Below are 22,298 nucleotides of genomic sequence, written 5' to 3' on the forward strand. Positions count from 1 at the left end.
GGCGGCCTCCGCGCCGCCCGCGCCTCACGGCGTGACCATGCCGCCGTTCACGTTGAGGGTCTCGCCGGCGACGTAGCTCGACTCCTGCGACGCCAGGAACACGTACGCGGGCGCCAGCTCGGCCGGCTGCGCCGCACGCCCCATCGGCGACTCGCTGCTGCCGAACTCCGGCAGCGTCGACGGGTCCACGCCACCGCTCGGCTGCAGCACCGTCCAGGTCGGCCCCGGCGCGACGATGTTGACGCGGATCCCGCGCTCGATGAGGGCCTGCGACAACCCCTTCGACAGGTTGTTGATCGCACCCTTCGACGCCGCGTAGTCGAGCCGGTCGGGGGCGGGCTGGTACGCCTCCATCGAAGCCGTCGTGGTGATCGTCGACCCCGGCTCGAGGTGCGGCAGCGCTGCCCGCACGAGCCGGAACAACCCGAAGACGTTCACGTCGAACGTCGCCTCGAACTGGTCGTCGGTGAGCTCGAGCACGTCGGGTTGCCACCGCTGCTTGCCGGCGACGCTGACGAGCGCGTCGACGCCGCCGAGTCCGGCGACGGCCTGGTCGACGAGTTCCTGCGCGTACGCCTTGTCGCGCAGGTCGCCGGGGATCGCCACCGCGGTGCGCCCGGCGGCACGGATCTGCTCGATCACGTGGTCGGCGTCGGACTGCTCCTCGGGCAGGTAGGCGAGGGCGACGTCGGCGCCTTCGCGCGCGAACGCGATCGCGACGGCACCGCCGATCCCCGAGTCGGCGCCGGTGATCAGGGCCTTGCGGCCGGCGAGCCGGCCGGTGCCCCGGTACGTCGTCTCGCCCAGGTCCGGGATCGGGTCCATCTCGGACTGGAGGCCCGGCTCGGCTTGCGTCTGCGGCTTCGGCTGGACATCGGGGTAGCGAGTGCGGGGGTCGCCGTGTTCGTACTGGTCGATGGGCATGCGGTGTCCTCCTAGACGGTCGCGGTCGGGGTCAGCTCGACCTTCACCCAGCCCGGCTCGCGCCGGTCGAAGGCTTCGTAGGCCTCGATCGCCGAGGCGATCGGCTCGTGCTCGGTGATGAGTGCGGTGGGGTCGAACTGCCCGGCAGCCACCATGTCGATGAGGGGCGGCGTGACCGAGTGGTGGTCGCAGTTCCCCATCCGGATGGTGAGGTTCTTGAGCATCGCCTCGCCGATCGGGTAGTGCTCGGCGGTCGGTCCGTAGACGCCGATGATGCCGATGCGGCCGTACTTCGCGACGCTCGCCACCGCCCAGCGGGCCGCCTGCGAGGGGCCGTCGCCGGGCTTCCACTGCTGCGCCTCGCCGAACCCGTCGGGCGAGGCGTCGGGTGCGACGGCGGCGACCTCCGCGTCGAACGCCGCGGCCTGGTCGGCGTCGACCGCCGCCGGCCCGCGCTTGGGTCGCTCCGCGTCCACCCCGACGGCGTCGATCACGCAGTCCGCACCGATGCCGTCGGTCAGCGACATGATCGCCTCGACGGGGTCCTCGGCGTTGTAGTCGACGACCTCGCAGTGCTGGGCGAGCGCCGCGGCCAGGCGGGTCTCCTCGCCGTCGACGACGATCACGCGTGCTGCGCCCTGCTTGTACGCGGAGGCTGCCGCGAACTGTCCGACGATGCCGGCGCCGAACACGACGACGACGTCCCCGCGGGTGACCCCGGCGAGTTCGGCGCCGAACCAGCCGGTCGGGAAGATGTCGGACAGCAGGATCGCCTGCTCGTCCGAGACCGTGTCGGGCAGCGGGTGCATGGTGTTCCGGGCCCAGGGGACCCGGACGTACTCGGCTTGCATCCCGTTCACCGGACCGGTCGACGCCGGTCCACCGAAGAACGCGGTACCGGCCTGCGGACCGTTGCTGTTCGAGCGGTCGCACTGCGCGGTCTTGCCCATCCGGCAGTACCGGCAGGCGCCGCACGACACGGTCGAGTTGATGACGACGCGGTCGCCGGGGCTGAAGCCGCGGACCGCGTCGCCGACCTCGGTGACGACGCCGACGGCTTCGTGCCCGAGGATGGTGCCCTCTTCCATCGGCGCCATGGTGCCGCGGACGAAGTGCAGGTCGGTTCCGCAGATCGCGCTGCGGGTGATCCGGACGATCGCGTCCTCCGGGTCCTGGATCGTCGGCTGTGGGACGTCCTCCAGCCGGATGTCGCCGATGCCGTGCCAGACCACTGCGCGCATGCTGTCGCCTCTTCCTTCTCGTGTGACGGGTACCAGCAACCACCGAACTCCGGGCGCGCTGGACCGGCGCAGAGGTGATCCGCTCTGCGCGACCGTCCAGGCCGAGACGGGTTGTCTCGTCCCCATGAGCGACGACGACCAGCAGACCCGGGCCGACTTCGACGACGCGGTGAACATGACCGCCTCGGAGCTCCGCAAGTGGCTCGACACCGACGAGTCGAAGAGCGTCGGGCAGAAGTCGGGCGGGGCGACCGAGTCGACCGGCCACGAGAGCGGTCGGCACATCGTCCGGATCCTCGGCAAGGAGCAGGCCGACTTCACCGACGACGACTACACCCACATGCGGAAGGTCGTCGGGTACGTCTCCCGGCACTCGAAGCAGCGCCCGCACGGTGACGTACACGACACCCCGTGGCGGTACTCGCTGATGAACTGGGGCCACGACCCCGAGAAGCGCTGACGTTCGTCGGCGGCCGCCGGTCAGGCAGAATGGACTCGTGAACGAGACGGGCATGCCGCGCTTCCGACGGATCTGGTCGACGGTGCAGGTCGGCGTGCTCGCGATCGCCGTGGTCTTCTGCATCGTGATGCTGGTCATCGGGCAGGGGAAGCTCGACCGGGTCTACGCCGTCGCCGCGATCTTCTTCGGCCTCGCACTCGTCGGCCACAGCACGTACCTCTGGCTCGTCGCGCGGAGCGCCCGCGACCGTCCCTGACGATCGCCGCGGCCCGAGCGCGCTGAGCCGAGCTGAGCCGAGCGCGCTGGCTCGGAGCTACTCGGCGAACCGGAACGCGAGCGGGACGAGCAGCCCCGCCACCCAGACGAGCACCATCACGAGGGCGCCGACCGCGATGAACCGGCGGCGCCGACGCAGCTTCGGGCTCCGTTCCTCGCCCCACATCTGTGCGCGCACCAGCACCCGGTTCGCCTGCTCGACGACCTTGCGGACCTCGGGGTCGTCGAGCTCGAGGGCACCGGACCGGGCGTGTTCGGCGATGACCGTGGCCTCGTCGACGGTGAGGTCGTCCTTGCGCATGCTCCATCTTCGCACCGGGTCGAGGGGTACGGCCCGGCTGTGCGGGAACGGACCAGCGGCGCGTACCAAGGACGCATGGGACATCGGTACCGCGGGAAGATCGTCGTCGTCACCGGAGCATCGAGCGGCATCGGGAGGGCCGCGGCGCACGAGTTCGCCCGGCAGGGCGCGACGCTCGTGCTCGCCGCGCGCGGGCACGACAGCCTGGAGGCAGCAGCCGCCGAGTGCCGGCAGCTCGGCGTCGAGGCGGTCGCGATCCCGACCGACGTCGCCGACGAGCACCAGGTCAAGGACCTGATCGGCACGGTGACGAGCCGCTTCGGTCGCATCGACGTCTTCGTCGGGAACGCCGCGCTGTTCGTCTACGGCCTGTTCGAGCAGACCCCCACCGACGCGTTCAAGCGCGTCGTCGACACGAACCTGTACGGGCACCTCAACGCCGTCACGCACCTGCTGCCGCACTGGAAGCAGCGTGGGAAGGGCACGTACGTGCTCGTCGGGTCGATCCAGTCCCTGCTCTCGGCGCCGTACCAGTCGGCGTACGTGACGAGCAAGCACGCGGCGCTCGGCTTGATCGACGTCCTCGGTGACGAGTTCGCCGGCACCGGGATCCGTTTCACCGCGCTGCTGCCGTCGACGATCGACACCCCGATCTACCAGAACGGTGCCAACTACACCGGCAAGACCTCGCACCCGCTGCCGCCGACGGTCTCCGTCGAGCGTGCTGGACGTGCCGTGGTCCGGGCCGCGACGCACCCGAAGCGCTACCGCTTCGTCGGACGCATCCAGGCATCGCTCGTGCCGTTGCAGTACGTGTTCCCCGGTCTCTTCCACAAGATCACGAAGCCGATGGTGGAGACCTTCGCACTGCGGGGCAGGGGCGCGCCGACCGACGGCAACCTCTACGCGCCCGCCGACGCCGCGAACGCGACGAACGGCGGCTGGGTCGCGAAGCGACGGCGCGTCACGCGCCCGCTCGTGTGGCTCGGCATCGCCGCGGCGGGTGCCGCGGTCGTGCTCGGCCGCTCGCGTCGGTAGACCCACCCGGATGACGGACGGGAGGCGCGGTGTCAGCTGGCACCGCGCCTCCCGTCCGCAGTGTGCGAGGTTCCCACCCCCGTGACAGGCCGCGTGCGCCGCACAGCGCGCGGATCCTCGCACACTGCGGTTGATCGATGCGCTCGGCTCCGCGCGACCGGTAGCATTTCGGTGCGGCGCGTGGGGCGCCTGCGGATGTGGGGGAGCAGATGGCCGACGGCCGAAACGGGGCACGGGTCGAGGTCGACACCGAGGACGCTGCGCGGGCCCGCTCGACCGCCTCGCGGAGCCACTGGACCACCATCCTCGTCACCGCGTGGATCGTCCTGTTCGTCGTGTTCCTGGTCGTGTCCGTGTACGAGAACGCGTTCCGGTACCGCGACGTCGCCGTGTCGTTCTGGATCGGACTCGCGTGGACACTCCCGCCGTTGCTGGTCCTGCACGGCATCCACGCCGTGGTGCTCCGTCGGGCCGGGATCGGTCGGCTCGCGCCGTTCCGTCGTGCCGCTGCCCGCGTCGTCGCCGCAGCCGAGCAGGCCGGGTTCCCGGAACCGGACCGCGCCGGGGTCGTGTGGATGCTCCGCTCCCAGGACAACGGTCCGGACCCGGGGACGGGCGAACGCGGACTACCCGACTGGCCGCTCCTGCGCTGGGAGCTGCCGCTCGTCGCGCCGGCCGCGGATCGCGTGCTCGTCGCCGAGCGGACGGGGCGGCCCGAGCGGACGGTCCTCTCGGTCGTGGCGGTCGCTCCCGACGTGCCGGATCGGAGCACGGAACGACCGCGCCGGCTCCGGCACGTCCCGGCGGACGTGGACACGGCCGGCCAGGACGCCGGCACGCTCGTCCTCGGCGCGTACCGCTCGGACTCGCCGGCTCCGGTCACCGCGTCGCGCATCGGCGGAGCCCCGGCCGTGCCCGAGGGGTGGGAGTGGCCGCTGTGCGCCGAGCACGACGAGCCGATGCAGTTCACGGCACAGGTCGAGCACCGTGGCACCCTCGTCAGCGTCTTCGTCTGCCAGTTCGACCCGGGAACGTGCGCGTCGTGGGAGCCGGACCGCGGAGCCAACGCGGCGTTCGTGTTCACCGGTCGCGCGTTGCGGCAGGCCGGCTCCCCGGTGTCACCGCACGGCGACCCGGACGACTCGGACCCGGTGTGGCCGCCCCTGCTCCGGGACTCGATGCTGCTCGGACTCGCGGGGGTCGGCGTCGTCGCGGACGACGAGGAGCCCGACCGCGTGGTCGACGCTGCGACGGCCGCCGGGATCACGGTCGCGGGCCAGTACGGCGGGCGCCCGGAGTGGATCCAGGACGACGAGACGCCCGACGGTCTGGAGTTCGTCGCGTCGATCGAGCCAGGACCCCTCGGGTTCGACTTCGGCGACGGCGGACGGGCCTACGTCTTCAGCGACGGCTTCCGCGCCGCGGTGCTCTGGCAGTCCTCGTGACGACGCAGCATCCCAGGACCGTCGTCACTCGACGGGCCTCGGGAGCGCCGGGGGACGGGCTCGTGGCGCAGCCGACCCGCCGTGGGTCCACTCGCCGCCGAGCAGGAACGACCGGTCCGGTTCCGCCGACGCCAGCGCCGTGGGCAGGTCCGTGAGTTCGCCGTGCGGCTCGCCCGTCGGGTCGTCCCAGAGCCCGGCCTCACGGACCACGTCGGTCACGTACCGGCCGAGGTCGTCCTCGTCCCAGCTCATCTCGACGAGCTCGTCCAGGCAGAGGTGCACCACCGGGTGCTCCGTCCGATCGGCGACCGACCGGACGTCCTCCAGGAAGCGGCGAGCGGGCTCCTCGAGCTCGGGGACGGCCGCGACGATGCCGTCGAGCCTGCTGGCGTAGGCCTGTTCGGCGACGGACCACGCCACGACGATGTCGGTGACCGGCGGCTCCGGTGCTGCACCCTCGGCCATCGCCTCGGTCAGGCGGGCGCCGTGCGCGGTCCAGAACGCCGCAGGCACGAACCCGGCCCAGCAGAACGGCAGGAGGTACTGGACCTCCCAGAGCCCCGTGACGGTGGTGCCGGCGTCGTCGCCGGCGGCCGCGGGCGCGACGCCCTCTGCCGGCTCCGTCGCGGACCGGACGACGCACGTGACCCTGTTCCCCACGCTGTGCACGCTACCGCGTGGCGGCCTGGAGGCACGGTGCCAGGTCGCACCGCGCCTCCAGTCCGCAGTGTGCGAGGTTCCCACCCCCGTGACGTGCCGCGCGGGCCGCACTGTGCGCGGAACCTCGCACGTTGCACGAGCGACACGCGCTTCGCGCTCGCGCGGCGCGCACGGTCGGTGCCGAGCCGGGGAGAATGGGAGCCCTATGCCCAGCGCACACCCGACCTCCCGCATCCCGCTCAACACCCTCGCCGCACCGTTCGGCCTCGCAGGCTTCGCCGAGACGTGGTCGTACGCGGCACCCGTCCTCGGACTGCCCGCCGTCGTCCCGCAGGTCTTCTGGGTGGTCGCGGCGGTGGCGTGGGTGTGGTTGCTCGGCGCGCACGTCCTGCGGGGCGTCCGGGTTGACGAGCGCCTGGTCGACCAGCTCCGTCACCCCGCGCAGGGCCCGATCGCGGCCCTGGTTCCCGCGACCGCGATGCTCCTCGGCGTCGACCTCGCGCGGTTCTGGGAGATCGGCGGGCGGGTCCTCGTGCTGCTCGCGGTGGCGGTCGCTGCCGGGTTCGCGGCGTGGTTGCTGAGCACGTGGTTCGAGGGGCGCCTGACCCTGGAGGCCGTGCACGGCGGCTACCTGCTGCCGACGGTCGCCGCGGCCCTCGTCGCCGCCGTCGCGACGCACGAGGTGGGTGCGGGCTGGCTGTCCTGGGCGTGCTTCGGCGTCGGCGTGTTCTTCTGGGGCGTGATGACCGGGCTGCTCCTCATCCGGCTGTCGTTCCGTCCCGCACTGCCCGACCCGCTCGTCCCCACGATGGCGATCCTCGTGGCCCCGCCCGCAGTGGCGACGGTGTCCCTGTTCGCACTCACCGACGACGCCCGGACCCTGCCCGTGCAGGCGATCGCGGGCCTCGGGGTCCTCATGCTCCTCGTGCAGCTCGCGTTGCTGCCCCGCTACGTCCGGCTCGGGTTCTCGCTCGGGTTCTGGTCGTTCGTGTTCCCGGCTGCGGCGGTCGCCACGGCGGCGATCGAGTGGTTCCGGGTGCTCGACCTGCCGGTGGCGTGGGTGCCCACGACCGTGCTGCTGGTGCTGCTCACCCTGCTCGTCGTCGTGGTCGGGGTGCGGTCGCTGAGCCTGGCCGCGCGGCACCTGCTCGGGCAGGCCGAGTCGGTGCTGCACGCCGCCGACGACGAGGACGCGGCACCCGCCACGCACTGACGCGGTGCCGACGGCGATGCAGTGCGTCGGCACCCGGTCTGCGACGAACCACGCGCCGAACGACTCGTGGTTCGTCGCAGAACGGGTGCGCGATCGCGGGAGGCGTCAGGCAGCCACCGTGTCGTCGGCCGTCAGCACCGGCGCGATCGTCCCCGTCCGGGCCCCTTCGTACGCTGCCAGGATCATGCCGAGGACCGCGATGCCCTCCCGCTCGGAGTGGATCGGCCGGGTGCCGTCGCGGAGGCAGGCACCGAACGCACCGACCTCGGCCGCGAAGGTGTCGACCTCGTCGAACGTCACGGTCTCGCTGGTGCCGTCGAGCAGGTCCCAGCGCAGGGTGGTGCCGTCGCTCGTCAGGGCGCCGAGCTCCCCGACGACGCTGAACCGTTCGGTGCCGGCCGCCGGGTCGTACGCCCAGCTCGTCACGAGCTGCCCGACGGCGCCGTTGTCGAAGCGGAACAGCGCCTGCGCGGAGTCCTCGCCCTCCATGAAGGCCAGTCGGTGGGTGGACAGCATCGCGGTCGCCTGCACCGGGACACCGCCAGCCAGGTGCATGAGCAGGTAGCTCGGGTGGTAGCCGGTGTCGATGAGCTCGCCGCCGCCGCTCGTCGAGGCGTGTGCCCGCCACCCCATGTTCGACGGGTCGAACTCGTTGCGGAACGAGTCCGTGGTGCGCACCTCGTACACGGTTCCCAGGGCGCCGTCGTCGATGAGTTCCTTCGCCTTCGCGACCGCGGGCATGAAGAGCTGGTTGTGTGCGCACATCAGCGTGATGCCCGACTCCGACACGGCACGTTGCACGTCGGCGGCCTCGTCCGGGCTGAGGCAGAGCGGCTTCTCGCACAGTACGTGCTTGCCGGCCCGTGCCGCTGCCACGATCGCGTCGCGGTGCAGGTGGTGCGGCAGGCAGATGTCGACGGCGTCGATGTCGGCCTGTTCGAGCATCTCGAGGTAGTCGGTGAAGAACGGGACCCCGAGCTCGGCGCCGCGCTCCTCGGCCGTCGCGGCGAACGCGTCCGCCACCGCCGCGACCCGGATGAGCTCGGGGTGCTGCGCGTACCCGTTGATGTGGAAGGTGGCGATCCCGCCGCCGCCGATGAGGCCGACGCGGATGATGTCGCTGGACATGGTGACTCCTGTGGTTGGTTCGTGGTGCTGGACTGCTGGGGCGGTCAGGCGGGTGCGCCGACCAGGGTGTCGGCGGCTGCCGCGTGGTTCGCGGCCACCACCAGCCGCGTGAGCTCGACGGCCCTGTCGAGGTTGTCGTCGGCACGTGTGCCGGCGGCGGCGTGGCCCACCCACTGACCGAACGCGTCCTGGGTGTCCGCGGGGACGTCGAGGGTGACCGTCTCGTCGCCGTAGGCCGGTCCGCCGGCGGTGAGCCGGGCCTCCCGGTCGGAGTAGGCGAGCCAGCCCCGGGTGCCGGCCACGTCGATCGTGAACGGGGTGCCGGCGACGAAGCCGGCCTCGATGACCCCGATGGCCTGCGACGGGTAGCCGACGGTGACGACGGCGTGGTCCTCGACGGCACGGCCGGTGTACGAGCGGTAGACCGCCTCGACCGTGTCGGGGCGGGCGCCGAGGAAGAGCTGCGTCAGGTAGACGGGGTGGCAGCCGAGGTCGGTGAGGGCGCCGCCGATCGCCGTCGCCGGGTCGAAGAAGCGCTCCGGCAGCCACGGTGCGACGGCGCCGTCGTGCGAGAGCCGGACGCGGGAGTACGTGACGTCGCCGAGGCGGCCGTCCTCGATCTCGCGGCGGATCGCGGCGGTGGAGCCGTGGTACAGGCGGGGCAGGGAGACGACGAGCGCGACACCGGCCGCGTCGCAGGCGGCGATGACCGCTTCGCACTCCTCGACGGTGAGGGCGAGGAGCTTCTCGGTGAAGACGTGCTTGCCGGCCGCTGCCGCGCGCTCGATCACGTCGCGGTGGACGTCGGTCGAGGTCGTGATGGTGACGGCGTCGACGTCGTCGCGGGCGAGGAGTGCATCGAGGTCGTCGGTGTACGGGACGCCGAAGCGCTCGGCGCCCTCGCGGCCGCGGTCTGCGTCGTCGTCCCAGACGGCCACGAGCTCGGTGCCGGGGTGGTCGACGGTCTGCTGCGCGTAGTCGCCGGCGTGGACGTGCCAGAAGCCGAGGACGGCGACGCGCAAGGGGGTGGAGGGCATGTTTCGGTGATTCCTTTCGTTGGGGGACGACCAGAGCGTTCCCGCTCAGATCCGGACCTTGTCGTAGTCCTTCGGCAACGTGAACGGCGAGTAGGTCTGCATCATCGGGTCGACGCGGTTCTGCGCCCGCTCGACGGCTTCCTGCGGACTCGCGGTGCCGAGCAGCACGCTCGAGCGCGCGTCGGCGAGGGAGTCCCACCACGCGCCGCCGACGGGCAGCGGCGGGCGGCAGGTGGACGCGCCGATCGACTCGGTGAAGAAGCGGATCGACTTCGCGGAGCCCTTCGGGTCCTCGAGCGCCGCGATGTTCGACGGCACGCTCGTGGCCGGCACCATGTAGGTCTCCTGGCCCTGCTTGCTCGTGAAGTACTTCATGAGTTCCCACACGGCCTTGTTCTTCTTCGAGCCCTTCGGCACGCACAGCGCGAAGCCGCCGGACCACGTGTACTTGTCGCCGCCGTCCTGCTGGGTCGGCAGGTATGCAGTGCCCCAGTCGAGGTCCTTCGGGCCGTAGTTGTCGAAGGTCTGGATGGTGGAGGGGACGCTGACCATGAAGGCCATCCGGTCCGCCATGAACGCGGTCTGCCCCGGCGGGTGCCCGGTCGGCTCGTAGGTCGCGATGAAGGTGTCGGCGTCCTTGTAGCCGTACCGCCCCGCCCAGTCCTCGTAGAACTCGAAGATGCTCCGGACGCTCGCCGAGTCCATCGTCATCTTCGAGTCCTGCTGGTCGAAGTACGACGCACCGAGTCCGAGGCCCCAAGTGAACGGCCAGCCCTCGCCGTACCAGGGGAGCAGACCCATGTGCGTGTAGTTGCCACCGGACTTCTTCGTGACGCGCTCGCTGACCTCCCACATCCGGTCCATGCTCACCGGACCGTTGTGCTCCCAGTCGAACTCGTCCGGATCGACCCCGGCACCTGTCAGCATCGTGCGGTTCACGAACATGCCACGGGCGTCGGTGTCGTGGGGGAGCCCGTACGTCTTGCCCTGGTAGCTGACCTCGCCGATCGTGAAGCCGAGCCACTGCGCCAGGAACTCGTCCTTCGGCTGGTCCTCGAACTCCTCGATCATGTCGTCGATCGGTTCGATCAGCCCGATCGCCGCGTACTGCGCCGCACTGAACCGGTCGAGGAGCCACAGGTCGGGGGCAGTCCCGCCCCGCACGGCGGTGATGATGCTCGTCGCGTCGCCGGTGCCCTGCGACGGCACGACGTTCACCTTCACCGTCACCTCGGGGTGGATCTTGTTGAAGTCCTTGATCACCTTCGTCTGGAACGGCACGAATGTGCCCGTGACACCCCAGATGGTGACCTGGTTCGGGTTGCTCCGGCTCCCGGAGCCGGAGGCGCACGACGCCGCGAGGAGCGCGAGCGCACCCGCGCCACCGGTCGCCGCGGCACCGCGCAGGAACGTTCGTCGGTCGAATGCAGTGCTCACTTGAAGCTCCCGATCTGGACGCCCTTGATGAACGTCCGCTGGAACACGAAGAACAGGACCACGAGCGGCAGGATGATGAGCACCGATGCCGCCATCAGCTGGTTGAACTGGAAGTCCTGCGAGTTGTTCAGACGGAAGATCTGCAGGCCGATGGACAGCGTCTGCACGTTCTCGTCCTGCAGGTAGATGAGCGGTCCGAGGAAGTCGTTCCACGCACCGACCGCCGCGAAGATCCCCACCGTGACGAGCGCCGCCTTGGCCTGCGGGAACACGATCCGCCACAGGATGCCCCACTCGGAGGCGCCGTCCATCCGCGCTGCGTTGAGCAGGTCCTTCGGGATCTGCAGCAGGAACTGCCGGAGCAGGAACACGTAGAACGCGGACCCGAACAGACTCGGCACGATCAGGGGCAGGAACGTGTTGATCCAGCCGAGTCGGGCGTACAGGTCGAACATCGGGATGAGCGTGACCGGGAACGGGATGAACAGCGTGGCGAGCACGACGTAGAACACCTTGTCGCGGCCGCGCCACTCGAGGCACGAGAACCCGTACGCGATCACGAGGTTCGAGACCATCGAGAAGAGCGTCACGCAGACCGTGATGATGAGCGTGTTCCGGAAGAACGTGAAGAACGGCATCGCGTCGATCGCCTTGCCGAAGTTCGACCAGTCGAGCCACTGCGGGAACCACGTGGGCGGGAAGGCGCCGAGCTCCGAGTTGCCCTTCAGCGCCGAGATCACCATCCAGTAGATCGGGATGAGGAACAGCAGGCTCATCGCGATGAGGAGCACGCGAGCGAGGACGGACGACCACGGTGAGCGGATCGAGCCGTCGGCGTTCCGGGAGCGGTCGTCGGCCCCCTTGCGACCGCGGGGTCGGACGGACTCGATCGACGAGGTCACGGTGTCACGGTCCGGGTGTCGTTCAGTGCGCAGTGTCATCGGTCACTCCCCGGTCACGTCGTAGTTGACGAAGCGCTTGGACAGCCAGTACACGAGCCCGGACAGGATCATCCCGGCCAGGAACAGCAGCACGGCCATCGCACTCGCGAACCCGAGCTGCGCGTAGCTGAACGCGTTCTTGTAGAGGTAGAGCATGTAGAACAACGTCCCGTTGTCCGGGCTGCCGAGCCCTCCGGTGCCGGAGGAGATCACGTACGCCTCGGTGAAGACCTGCAGCCCGTTGCTGATGCCGGTGATCAGGTTGAACAGGATCACGGGGGAGAGCAGCGGCAGCGTCAGCGCGAAGAACTGCCGGAGCGGTCCGGCCCCGTCCACGCGAGCGGCTTCGTACAGGGTCTTCGGGATCCCACGCAGCCCCGCGAGGAAGATCAACGCCGCGTTGCCCGCACCCATCTGCGCGAGCGCGACGATCACGAGCTTCGCCGTCGTCGGGTCGCCGAGCAGGTTCGTCGCCGGGATCCCGACGAGCTTCATGACCTGGTTGACGAGGCCGGTCTGCGGGTTGACGAGCACCACGAAGATGAACGCCAACGCGAACGTCGGGATGAGCGACGGGATGTAGAGCGCCGTCCGGTACCAGCCGATCTCGCGGACGTCCTGGTTCATCGCGATGGCGATCACGATCGCGATGACGATCCCGACCGGCACCGCGATCACGGCGTAGAACAGGGTGTTGCCGACCGCCGTGTGCACCAGCGGGTCGATGAAGGCGGCGACGTAGTTGGCGAACCCGACCCACGTGATGTCGGCCATGCCCGAGTACCGGGTCAGGCTGATCGCGAACGAGTAGATCAGGGGGTAGGCGATGAACACCAGCACGCCGAGGATCCACGGCGAGATGAACGCGATGCCGACGCGGAGCCGACGGCGCTCGGCCGGGGTCCACGGATGGCGTTCCCGTGCGCGGCCACCGGCGGGTCGCCGTCTCGGTCGACCCCGGCTGGTCGGTCCGTCGTCGTCCCCTCGGCGCTCGCCGCTGGAGGGTCGTGGTGCTGTTCCGGTCCGTGTCGTCGTCGTCACGAGCGTCCCTTCCGACCCCGCGTCACCCCGATGTGACGCGGGCGAATCCGTCTCCGGACGGGCGAACCGATCGCACCGTCGCGGATTCAATCCAATTGATTGACAAATTCGTTTGAGCAGAGACGATAGGGATCATGGACGAGCCACGTCAACCCCTTCGCCACACCGTGGTGCAGGGCAGAACGGGCGGCACGAACCTCGTGCGCGTCGGGGTCCAGAACCGTGCGCTGGTGCTCGATCTCGTCCGTCGCCGGGGACCGTTCGCCCGCGCCGAGCTGATGCGTGCGACCGGGCTCAGCGCGCAGACGGTGTCGAACATCGCGGCCGGACTCGTGGCAGCGGGACTCGTGCGCGAAGCACCGGGCGGCGGACGACGACTCGAGGTCGTCGCAGGGTCGCGGTCGGCGATCGGGGTCCACCTCGACCCGGCGCACCTCGTCGTCGTGCGCACCGACCTGACCGGCGCCGTGCTGGCCGTCGAGCACGTCGACCTGGACGCGACGGACGACCCGGCGCGGACGCTCGACACGATGGCGGCGGCGGTGCACCGGGTCCGTGGCGGTGCCCGTCAGCGCGTTCCCCTTCCCGCCGGCATCGGCCTCGCCGTCCCCGGCTCGATCGACCCCGACGGCGTCCGGCTGGGTACCCCCGCGCAGTTGCCCGCCTGGTGGTCGCTGCCGGTCACCGACGAGCTCGCCGCCCGGACGGGTCTGCCCGTGCGGCTCGAGAAGGACGGCGTCGCGAGCGCCCTCGGCGAGGTGTGGTCCGCTGCCGGTGCCGACGACCTGGTCTCCGTGTTCCTCGGCCACGGCATCAGCGCCGCGACGGTCGCCGCGGGCGAGGTGGTCCGCGGCGCGACCGGCAACGCCGGCGAGTTCGGTGGCATGCCCGTCGAGGCGCACGGCCGCTGGACCGAGGTCTGGGAAGCATGCCAGCCCCTGCAGCAAGTCCGCCGCGGGATCGACGCCGGGCTGCTCCCCACGGGAGTCCCACTCGACCGCCCCGGCGACGTCCGGCACGCGTTCGAGCGGCTCTGCGCGACGCCGTCCGCAGCGCCGCTGGTCGCCGAGGCCGGTGCCGCCCTCGGATCCGCGCTCGCCCACGTCGTCGAGTTGCTCGACGTGCCACGCGTCGTGATCGGTGGCAGCGCGGCCCTCGCCGGCGGCGACGTCTTCATCGATGCCGTCCGCGAGCGGCTCGCGGTCCGGCTGCCGAACGGACCGTTCCCGACGGTCGCGGCGACCGCCTTCGGCGAGGCCTCGGTGGCCCGTGGCGCCGCCTGCGCGGTGCTGCAGGCCGACCTCGCCGTGCCTGCCCCCGTCGGCCGCGGCGCCGGCGTCGGTACGGGGCGTCGACCGGGAGGCCCGGTGCACGTCCGCAGCATCGCCCACCCCTGGTGAGCGGGACTGTCCAGGGCGTCGGGTCGGCCGTGCGCATGACGTCGCGCGACGGGGACGTCGCGTTCGCGGCCCGGGCGTCGTAGCGTCGGGGGCATGAGCACGACGACGCCGACCGCACCCGAATCCGCCACCGAGTGGGCGGCCTGGCACGACGCCCACGAACGAGCCCGGGCGAGCGAGCACGGCTTCCTCGCGATCACGAGCATCCGTTGGCTGACCGCCACGCCCGAGCGGTTCGACGACGCGCCGGGCACCTGGTCGACCGGTGAAGACGGCCCGGTCGTGGAGCTCGCCGACGACGAGGCGATCGAGGTCGACGGACAGCGGATCACCGGCACGCACCGGTTCGGGCCGCTGCCGGAGCGGTCGAGCACGAACGTCGTGTGGCAGGACGGCGACGAGTCCGTCGTCATCGAGGTTGCGCGGCGCGGCGGCAGCGACGTCATCCGGCCCAGGCACCCGGGCAACCCGACCCGGACCGAGTACCCCGGCACCCCGACGTACGAGCCGTCGGACCGGTTCGTCGTCGACGCGCGCTTCGAACCGTTCGACGTACCGCGCGAGGTCACCGTCGGCTCGGTCGTCGACGGGCTGCAGCACGTGTACTCGGCCCCGGGCGTCCTCACCTTCGACCTCGACGGGCCGCGGTCGCTGCTCGCGTTCAACGGGCACGGCGACGGCCTGCACCTCTTGTTCACCGACCGCACCAGCGGCGTCACGACCTACGCCGCGAATCGGAGCCTGGACATCGCCGCCCCGGATGCCGCCGGCGCGACCCGGATCGACTTCAACCGCGCCACGAATCTGCCGTGCGCGTACACGGCGCACGCCACGTGCCCGCTGCCTCCGGCCGAGAACCGGCTCGACGTCGCGGTCGAGGCGGGGGAGCGGCTGCCCGCCTGAGCCCGCCGCCGCGGTGCGACGCCGCGCCCGCCGCCGCGGTGCGACGCCGCGCCCGCCGCCGCGGTGCGACGCGGTGACGTCGTTCGCTGCGCGTGCATCGTCCGACACTCCACGAGGTGATCGACTCGTGGTTGGTCGGAACATGCACGCGCACTCGATGCGTGCGCAAGAGACGACGATCCACCCGTTGATCAACGAGTGGATCGTCGCAACATGCACGCGCACCGGCCGCCGGCGCACCGGTCGGCGTGCGCGTCAGGCGAGGGGCAGGCGCTGCCAGGTGCTCGTCGCGGCCCAGCGACGAGGGTCGAACGAGAACACACTGCCCATGCCGGGCTGGTCGAGCGCCCGTGAGACCGGTTCGCCGAGCAGGTCCGCGAGGAGCAGTGCCCCGACGGCACCGTGCGACACGATCGTCACGTCGCCGTCGGCTGTCAGGCGTCGGACCACCTCGACGATCCGGTCCTGCGCGTCGACGGCACGCTCCCACCCACGCACCGACCGGGTCGGGTCGGCGAAGAAGGCCTCGACGACACCGTCGAACTCGTCCGGTGGCAAGTACCCCGTCGCGTCGCGGTCGATCTCGCCGAGCCGGGCGTCCGTCGCGGGGACCAGCCCGACCGCGGTCCCGAGCAGCCCGGCGGTCTCGATGGCCTTCCGCTCGTCGCTCGACACGATCCGCCGGACGTCCGGGTCCCAGGCGATCTCGGCGGCAGCGGCTGCACGAGCGCGGCCGTCGCGGGACAGCCCCCACGACCGGATCGGTTGGGCGGGTGCCACGACGACCTCGGCGTGGGTCAGGAAGTACGAGACCATCCGCCGATCCTGGCACGGCGGCCATGTGCTGCCGTCTCAGGGGTGTGACCGTAGGGTGAGCGCGTGGAGTTCCCGGGGGAGGCGGCCGGCGCGCGTGACGCGTCGACCTCTCCGGGGTCACCCCGGGGCACGCAGGACCAGCAGGAGGACACGCCCCGAGCGGGACAGCGCGCTGCGCGCGCGACGCCGCACGGAGGCACCGACGAGTCCTCCGGGAACCCCACGCCCCTCACCGTCGTCACCGCGGCGCTGGCCGACGCGTTCCTGACCGCCGAGCGGTGGGCCGCGAAGGAGCTCACCGCCCTCGGGTACGTCGTGCTCGGCGTCGAACGGGCCGCCGTCCGGCACGCCGTCACCGCTGCGCTCGAGGCGTACCCGCGGCCACCGGTCGACGCACCACGCCAGCTCGCCGCCGTGCTCGCCCTCGCGCCCGGCCTCGTCCGGCTGCACCGCATCCGTTCGGCACGGAAGCCGATCACGGTGCTCGTGCGCCGGGTCACCGCGGTCCGTGCGCGTCCCGAGACGGCGAGCCCGCTGCTCGTCGACACGCTGCCCGAGCTCGCCCGGGCACTCGACCTCACCGTCGGCCGGCTGCTCTGGCTCGCCGACACCCGCGCGTGGAACCGCCGATCGGCACCGTCGAGCCCGCTGCACCACTACCGGCACGAGTGGATCACCCGCCCGGGGCGTGCACCTCGGCTGCTCGAGAAGCCGATGGACATGCTCCGGCGCACCCAGCGGACGATCCTCGACGAACTCCTGACGATGCTGCCCGTGCACGACGCCGCGCACGGGTTCGTGGCCGGTCGGAGCGTCGTCACCGGAGCAGCCGCGCACACCGGCCAGCAGGTCGTGGTCACCGCCGACCTCACCACGTTCTTCGCGAGCGTCAGCGCCCCGACGGTCTACGGCGTCTTCCGGCAGGCCGGGTTCGCGGAACCCCTCGCGCACGTGCTCACCGGCATCTGCACGCACCGCGTGCCGGTCCACGTGCTCAGCGCCATGCCCGCCGGCGGCTCCCCGGAGGAGCGGCACGCGCTGCGCCAGGCGTTGGCGGGAGCCCACCTGCCGCAGGGAGCGCCCACCTCGCCGGCACTCGCGAACACCTCGTTACGGCACCTCGACGCGCGCCTGTCCGGATGGGCCGGCGCCGTCGACGCCGTCTACACCCGCTACGCCGACGACCTGACGTTCAGCGGGGGCGACCGGCTGGCCGCGCGGCCGGACGCGTTCCTGCGGGGCGTCGACCGCATCGTGCAGGAGCAGGGACACCGGCTCAACCCTGCGAAGACCCGGGTCCGTCGGCAGGGCGTCCGGCAGTCGGTCACCGGGGTCGTCGTCAACGAGCGGACCTCGCCCGGACGTCGCGAGGTCGACCGGCTGCACGCCATCCTGCACAACGCCGCGGTGCACGGGCCGGCCTCCCAGAACCGCGCGGGACACCCGGAGTTCCGGGCGCACCTGCTCGGGCGCATCGGGTGGGTCGAGCAGGTCAACCCGGGCCGGGCCCGACGGCTCCGCGAGGAGTTCGCGCGCATCGTGTGGTGAGGCGCGCTGCCCGGTCTGTGACGTCCGGTTGCGCCGGGTTGCCCAGCGTTGCGGCGGCACGCCGGCCACCGCCTGCGCCTGGGTAGCGTGCGGCCATGTGTCCGAGTGAGCTCCCGACCGATGACCGCTACGACGCGCTGATCGCGCCGCTCCGGCCCGTCATCGAGCAGATCGGTCTCGACGCCCGCCAGCGGGAACGCGAGGAGCGTCTCGCCACGGAACAGCTCGGCTGGCTCGTCGACGCCGGCTTCGCGCGGTGGCGGACGCCGGTCGAGTGGGGCGGGGTCGGTGCCCGTCTGTCCGACGTGTTCCGCGCGATCGCCGAGATCGCCGAGGTCGACCCGAACCTGGCACACGTGTGGCGGAACCACTTCTCGTTCGTCGAGGACCGCGTGCACGCCGAGGGCACCGCGTTCGACCGTGCGATCGTCACGCGGCTCGGCGACGGCGAGTTCGTCGGCGGCGGGTGGAGCGAGTCGCCGAACACGACCGGGGTCGACCTCGCCACGCGGATCGTCCGAGACCCGGACGGGTCCTGGCGGCTGACCGGTCGGAAGTTCTACTCGACGGGGAGCGTGTACGCCCGGTGGATCACGGTGCTGGCGGTCGACGACGCCGGCGCGAAGTCCGTCGCGCTCGTCGACGCTTCCGACCCCGGTGTGCTGATCGGCGACGACTGGGACGGCTTCGGCCAGCGGATCACCGGCAGCGGGAGCGTGACCTACACCGACGTGCCGGTGCCCGACGAGCGGGTGCTGCCGTACGCGACCCGGTACCCGTACCAGGAGCAGTACTACCAGACGGTGATGCACGCGATCCTGGTCGGCATCGGCCGCGCTGCCCTGCGCGAGGGCGTCGAGGCGCTCCGCGCACGAGCACGCGGCCACCACAACGGCACCGCGGCGGATCCGACCCACGATCCGGAGCTGCTGAGCGTGATCGGCACCGTCGACGCCCGGGTGCACGCCGCCGACGCCGCGTTCGCCGCGAGCCTCGGCCCGGTGGACGCGGCCGTCGACCGGCACACCGCCCTGCGTGCGGCGGGTGCGGACCCGTCGACGGACCCGGCGCTGCGTGCGGCGCTCGAGCGCAGCTGGGTCGCTGTGGCGCGCGCGCAGACCATCGTCACGGACGCCGTGCTCGACGCGACGACGCTGGTGTTCGACGCGCTCGGGTCCTCGGGGACGTTCCGCTCGCTCGGCCTCGACCGGCACTGGCGGAACGCCCGCACCCTGGCGTCGCACAACCCGCGCGTGCACAAGCGCCGCATCGTCGCCGACCTGCTCGTCAACGGTGCGAGTCCACTCGACCGCTGACGGATCCGCCGTAACGGGCCGTCACGCGGAGCAACCCGGTGACACCTGCGCACGCGGCGGCGACCGACCGCCGTACGGTCGGTGCAACGGCCCGCCACGGACGCTGGGGAGGCGATGGTGGCGGGCCGCTCCCACCGGACCGGAAGGCACCGACGTGACCCCACCAGCCGAATCGCCCGAACAGGACGTCGTGGCCGTCCCGGACGCTGACCTCGTCTCGGCCGTGACCACCCCCGGCGGGATCGTCGCGCTCGCGGACCGCATCGTCCGGTCCGGAGCGTCCGTCGTCGCGATCGGTGCGGACCGCTTCGACCGGGCGACCGGCACCGGGTACCGGCTCGACCCGACGACGGCGACACTCGCCCTCGGTCGTGCACTGCCCGGCCACGGGTTCCTCGTCGCCGTCGCCCCGACCCGCGAGCACCCGTACAACGTCGCCCGCCGGGTGCTCTCGCTCGACCACGTCCTGGACGGCCGCGTCGGGCTCCTCGTCGGAGCGGTCGACCACGGCGTGCCCGATTCGGGGGAGCAGCACGACCCCGCCGAGTTCGCCGACGTGATCCGCGGGCTGTGGCGGACGTGGCCGCTCGACAGCATCGTCGGTGACCGGGACGCCGGCGTCTTCGCCGACACCGAGCGGATCCTCCCGCTCGACCACGACGGCGGGCCGGACGGCTACCGGGTGCGGGGCCCGCTCACGACGCCGTCGAGCAGGCAGGGGGAGCCGGTCCTCGCGGCCTGGCACGACGTCGACCTGCCGACCGCCGACCTCGTGCTCGGCCACCACGCGCACCCGCTCGCGCCGCTGCCGGAGGCGACGTCCGAGGCGGAGCCGAGCCGTGCCTCCCGGCCGACCGTGCCGCAACCCGTCCACCCGACGCTCCGCGCCCTGCTCGGTCTCACCGTGCCGGACGTGGCTGCGGTGCGCGCATGACGAGCGAGCGGGACGACGCGGGGCTGATCCTCGGCGTGAACCTGCAGGGCTTCGGGCAGCGGCCAGCGGCATGGCGGACCCAGGACGTCGAGGCCACGGACCTGCTCACCGCGGACTTCTGGGCAGGGCTCGGGCGGACGGCCGAACGGGGACTGCTCGACATGGTCTTCTTCGCCGACCACCCGGCGTTCGGCGACCCGAACGTCCGGGCCTACGGGCTGCTCGAACCGTTCGTGGGCCTCGGGGCGATCGCCGACGCGACGAGCCAACTCGGGTTGGTCGGCACCGCGTCGACGACCTACAACGACCCGTTCGACCTGGCCGAGCGGCTGCTGTCACTCGACACGGTGTCCGGCGGCCGGGTCGCGTGGAACGCCGTCACCACCTACGACCGGTCCGTCTCGGCGAACTTCGGCGTCGCGACGAACCCCGACCGGCCGGAGCGGTACGCCCGCGCCGGGGAGTTCGTGGACCTGGTGACGGCACTCTGGCGGTCTGCGGCGACGGGGGAGCCGGTCGTCCACCACGGCGAGTTCCTCGACCTCGACGGAGTCCTCCGGGTGCCGCCGTCGGCGCAGGGGCACCCCGTCGTGTTCCAGGCCGGTGGGTCTCCGCACGGGCGAGACCTGGCGGCGCGGGTCGCCGAGGGCGTCTTCGCCGTCGAGCTCACCCCGGAACCGGCGCGGGAGCACCGCCGCGCCGTCAAGGCCGCCGCCGCGACGTACGGGCGAAGCGCGTCGGACGTCGCGATCGTGCCCGGACTGTCGCTCGTGCTCGGCAGCACGGAGGCCGAGGCGCAGCGCCGGTTCGACGAGCTCGAGTCCCTCGCGCCGGACGGGTACTCGCTCCGGGCGCTCGGGACCCACCTCGACGCCGACCTGTCGGGGCTCGACCCGGACGCGCCGATCCCGTCGGCGATCCTCGACCGCGAGGTCGACCCGGTCACCTACGGGCCGTCGCTCGGGTACCACGAGACGGTCGTGCGCTGGGTGCGCGCCAACAACACCTCGTTGCGGGACGTGCTGCGGGGCTTCGGCGGGTACGGCGCCCGGATCGTCGTCGGGACCCCGGAGCAGGCCGCCGACACCATCGAGGACTGGTACCGCACCGGTGCCGCCGACGGCTTCAACCTGATGATCGACGAGTTCCCGCGGGGCCTCGAGACCGTCGTCGACGAGCTCGTGCCGATCCTGCAGCGCCGGGGTGTGTTCCACCGGTCGTACGAGGACGTGACGCTGCGCGGGCGGTTCGCGGCGCGGGCGCGGGCGGTCTGACGCGGGGGCGTGCGGGGGCGCGGCGCGGGCGGAGCGTGCGGGGCGGGGCGGGGCCGCAGTGTGCGAGGTTCCTGCGACCGTGGGACCTGCGCGGCGTCCCACGCTGCGCGGAACCTCGCACACTGTCGGCGCCCGGCGTGCGTGCCTCGCACCGTGCGACCCCGTGCGACCCCGTGCGACCCCGTGCGAGCTCCTGCAGCTCGTGCGGCTCGTGCGGCTCCAGTGTGCGAGGTTCCTGCGACCGTGCGACCTGCGCGGCGTCCCACACTGCGCGGAACCTCGCACACTGTGGGCGCCCGGCGTGCGTGCCTCGCACCGTGCGACCCCGTGCGACCCCGTGCGACCCCGTGGGACCGCGAACGCGAACGCGACCCCGAACGCGACCGCGCCCCCCGCGTGACGCCGTGTGACACCGGGCGACGCGGCCCGCCGTCACACGGTGCAACGCCCGTTCACGGTCCGCAACACCACCCCGCACCGGGGCCGAACCGTCCTAGCGTCGCCGACATGACCGACTACCTCGACCGCGAGCAGGACAAGACCTTCACGAAGGTCTACAAGCAGCAGACCCCGGACATCCTCAAGGCCTTCGTCCAGTTCGACGAGTCGGTGTTCCAGCCCGAGGGCCGCGCGATCCCGCTGAAGTACCGGGAGCTCATCGCCCTCGCGGTCGGCATCACCACGCAGTGCGTCTACTGCATCGACGGCCACAGCCAGCGAGCGGTGAAGGCCGGCGCGGACGAGGCCGAACTCGCCGAGGCCGCCTGGGTCGCCACGGCCATCCGCGCCGGCGGCGGCTTCGCCCACGGTCGGCTCGGCTTCAAGTTCGGCGCCGACGCGGCTGCACCGGCCGACACGCCTGCACCGACCGACGCCGAAGCACCGGCCCACGCCGAAGCACCGGCCCACGCCGCTGCACCGGCCGACACGGCTGCACCCACCCACGCAGCCCACTCCCACTAGCC

22 protein-coding genes are annotated in these 22,298 nt (G+C 72.0%); 12 read left to right on the forward strand and 10 right to left on the reverse strand.

The window, feature by feature from the left end:
- Window positions 1-24: 24 nt before the first annotated feature.
- The gene (locus EDF19_RS18000) at window positions 25-924 is read right to left on the reverse strand and encodes an SDR family oxidoreductase (protein ID WP_123682232.1); all 900 of its coding nucleotides are present in this window, start codon (window positions 922-924) and stop codon (window positions 25-27) included.
- 11 nt (window positions 925-935) lie between these two features.
- Window positions 936-2,165, reverse strand: a complete 1,230-nt coding sequence (locus EDF19_RS18005; RefSeq protein WP_123682233.1) for a zinc-dependent alcohol dehydrogenase — start codon at window positions 2,163-2,165, stop codon at window positions 936-938.
- 124 nt (window positions 2,166-2,289) lie between these two features.
- On the opposite strand from EDF19_RS18005, the gene EDF19_RS18010 reads away from it, so the two are divergent.
- Both EDF19_RS18010 and EDF19_RS18015 read left to right on the forward strand, forming a co-directional pair.
- A complete protein-coding gene (locus EDF19_RS18010) occupies window positions 2,290-2,625 on the forward strand; it encodes a DUF3140 domain-containing protein (RefSeq protein ID WP_123682234.1) in 336 nt (111 codons plus the stop codon).
- A gap of 37 nt (window positions 2,626-2,662) precedes the next feature.
- The gene (locus EDF19_RS18015; RefSeq protein WP_123682235.1) at window positions 2,663-2,881 is read left to right on the forward strand and encodes a hypothetical protein; all 219 of its coding nucleotides are present in this window, start codon (window positions 2,663-2,665) and stop codon (window positions 2,879-2,881) included.
- A 57-nt stretch (window positions 2,882-2,938) separates the two neighbouring features.
- On the opposite strand, the gene EDF19_RS18020 is transcribed toward EDF19_RS18015, so the two are convergent.
- Complete coding sequence (locus tag EDF19_RS18020) at window positions 2,939-3,202, reverse strand: hypothetical protein (protein ID WP_123682236.1); 264 nt, start codon at window positions 3,200-3,202, stop codon at window positions 2,939-2,941.
- Between the two features lie 75 nt (window positions 3,203-3,277).
- On the opposite strand from EDF19_RS18020, the gene EDF19_RS18025 reads away from it, so the two are divergent.
- Both EDF19_RS18025 and EDF19_RS18030 read left to right on the forward strand, forming a co-directional pair.
- Window positions 3,278-4,240 carry an SDR family oxidoreductase gene (locus EDF19_RS18025; RefSeq protein ID WP_123682237.1) on the forward strand — a complete coding sequence of 321 codons (963 nt, stop codon included), beginning with the start codon at window positions 3,278-3,280 and terminating at the stop codon, window positions 4,238-4,240.
- Between the two features lie 209 nt (window positions 4,241-4,449).
- Window positions 4,450-5,685, forward strand: coding sequence for a hypothetical protein (locus tag EDF19_RS18030; protein ID WP_123682238.1), 1,236 nt, complete (start codon window positions 4,450-4,452; stop codon window positions 5,683-5,685).
- A gap of 24 nt (window positions 5,686-5,709) precedes the next feature.
- Here the strand turns inward: EDF19_RS18030 and EDF19_RS18035 are convergent, their stop codons facing one another.
- The gene (locus EDF19_RS18035) at window positions 5,710-6,345 is read right to left on the reverse strand and encodes a hypothetical protein (protein WP_123682239.1); all 636 of its coding nucleotides are present in this window, start codon (window positions 6,343-6,345) and stop codon (window positions 5,710-5,712) included.
- A gap of 205 nt (window positions 6,346-6,550) precedes the next feature.
- Between EDF19_RS18035 and EDF19_RS18040 the strand changes: the two genes are divergently transcribed.
- Entirely contained in the window at window positions 6,551-7,558 is a 1,008-nt protein-coding gene (locus EDF19_RS18040) for a transporter (RefSeq protein WP_123682240.1), read from the forward strand.
- 105 nt (window positions 7,559-7,663) lie between these two features.
- Here the strand turns inward: EDF19_RS18040 and EDF19_RS18045 are convergent, their stop codons facing one another.
- From EDF19_RS18045 to EDF19_RS18065, 5 genes are read right to left on the reverse strand one after another with little or no spacing between them, the layout of a single operon-like run.
- A complete protein-coding gene (locus EDF19_RS18045; protein ID WP_123682241.1) occupies window positions 7,664-8,686 on the reverse strand; it encodes a Gfo/Idh/MocA family protein in 1,023 nt (340 codons plus the stop codon).
- Between the two features lie 44 nt (window positions 8,687-8,730).
- Window positions 8,731-9,723 carry a Gfo/Idh/MocA family protein gene (locus EDF19_RS18050; protein ID WP_123682242.1) on the reverse strand — a complete coding sequence of 331 codons (993 nt, stop codon included), beginning with the start codon at window positions 9,721-9,723 and terminating at the stop codon, window positions 8,731-8,733.
- Between the two features lie 45 nt (window positions 9,724-9,768).
- Window positions 9,769-11,160 (reverse strand): ABC transporter substrate-binding protein, encoded by a 1,392-nt coding sequence (locus tag EDF19_RS18055; RefSeq protein ID WP_185022938.1) that lies wholly within the window; start codon window positions 11,158-11,160, stop codon window positions 9,769-9,771.
- Entirely contained in the window at window positions 11,157-12,062 is a 906-nt protein-coding gene (locus EDF19_RS18060) for a carbohydrate ABC transporter permease (protein WP_260217292.1), read from the reverse strand. Before EDF19_RS18060 ends, EDF19_RS18055 begins: the two co-directional genes overlap by 4 nt.
- 42 nt (window positions 12,063-12,104) lie before the next feature.
- On the reverse strand, window positions 12,105-13,142 hold the full coding sequence (locus EDF19_RS18065; RefSeq protein ID WP_123682244.1) for a carbohydrate ABC transporter permease: 1,038 nt from the start codon (window positions 13,140-13,142) through the stop codon (window positions 12,105-12,107).
- 134 nt (window positions 13,143-13,276) lie between these two features.
- Between EDF19_RS18065 and EDF19_RS18070 the strand changes: the two genes are divergently transcribed.
- Together EDF19_RS18070 and EDF19_RS18075 are read left to right on the forward strand one after the other, a co-directional pair.
- Entirely contained in the window at window positions 13,277-14,542 is a 1,266-nt protein-coding gene (locus EDF19_RS18070; RefSeq protein ID WP_123682245.1) for an ROK family transcriptional regulator, read from the forward strand.
- A 93-nt stretch (window positions 14,543-14,635) separates the two neighbouring features.
- Window positions 14,636-15,445, forward strand: coding sequence for a DUF1684 domain-containing protein (locus EDF19_RS18075; protein WP_123682246.1), 810 nt, complete (start codon window positions 14,636-14,638; stop codon window positions 15,443-15,445).
- Between the two features lie 255 nt (window positions 15,446-15,700).
- Here the strand turns inward: EDF19_RS18075 and EDF19_RS18080 are convergent, their stop codons facing one another.
- Window positions 15,701-16,261, reverse strand: a complete 561-nt coding sequence (locus tag EDF19_RS18080; protein WP_123682247.1) for a histidine phosphatase family protein — start codon at window positions 16,259-16,261, stop codon at window positions 15,701-15,703.
- Between the two features lie 63 nt (window positions 16,262-16,324).
- On the opposite strand from EDF19_RS18080, the gene EDF19_RS18085 reads away from it, so the two are divergent.
- The 5 genes from EDF19_RS18085 (at window position 16,325) to EDF19_RS18110 (ending at window position 22,296) form a co-directional block, all read left to right on the forward strand.
- Window positions 16,325-17,809 (forward strand): reverse transcriptase family protein, encoded by a 1,485-nt coding sequence (locus EDF19_RS18085; protein WP_123682248.1) that lies wholly within the window; start codon window positions 16,325-16,327, stop codon window positions 17,807-17,809.
- A 95-nt stretch (window positions 17,810-17,904) separates the two neighbouring features.
- Entirely contained in the window at window positions 17,905-19,125 is a 1,221-nt protein-coding gene (locus EDF19_RS18090; RefSeq protein WP_123682249.1) for an acyl-CoA dehydrogenase family protein, read from the forward strand.
- A gap of 154 nt (window positions 19,126-19,279) precedes the next feature.
- On the forward strand, window positions 19,280-20,059 hold the full coding sequence (locus tag EDF19_RS18095; protein WP_185022939.1) for an LLM class flavin-dependent oxidoreductase: 780 nt from the start codon (window positions 19,280-19,282) through the stop codon (window positions 20,057-20,059).
- On the forward strand, window positions 20,056-21,333 hold the full coding sequence (locus EDF19_RS18100) for an NtaA/DmoA family FMN-dependent monooxygenase (protein WP_123682251.1): 1,278 nt from the start codon (window positions 20,056-20,058) through the stop codon (window positions 21,331-21,333). Before EDF19_RS18095 ends, EDF19_RS18100 begins: the two co-directional genes overlap by 4 nt.
- A gap of 507 nt (window positions 21,334-21,840) precedes the next feature.
- Window positions 21,841-22,296 carry a carboxymuconolactone decarboxylase family protein gene (locus EDF19_RS18110; protein WP_123682253.1) on the forward strand — a complete coding sequence of 152 codons (456 nt, stop codon included), beginning with the start codon at window positions 21,841-21,843 and terminating at the stop codon, window positions 22,294-22,296.
- Window positions 22,297-22,298 lie beyond the last annotated feature (2 nt).

This window comes from Curtobacterium sp. PhB115 (assembly GCF_003752025.1).
In the GTDB taxonomy this organism is placed as follows: Bacteria; Actinomycetota; Actinomycetes; order Actinomycetales; family Microbacteriaceae; genus Curtobacterium.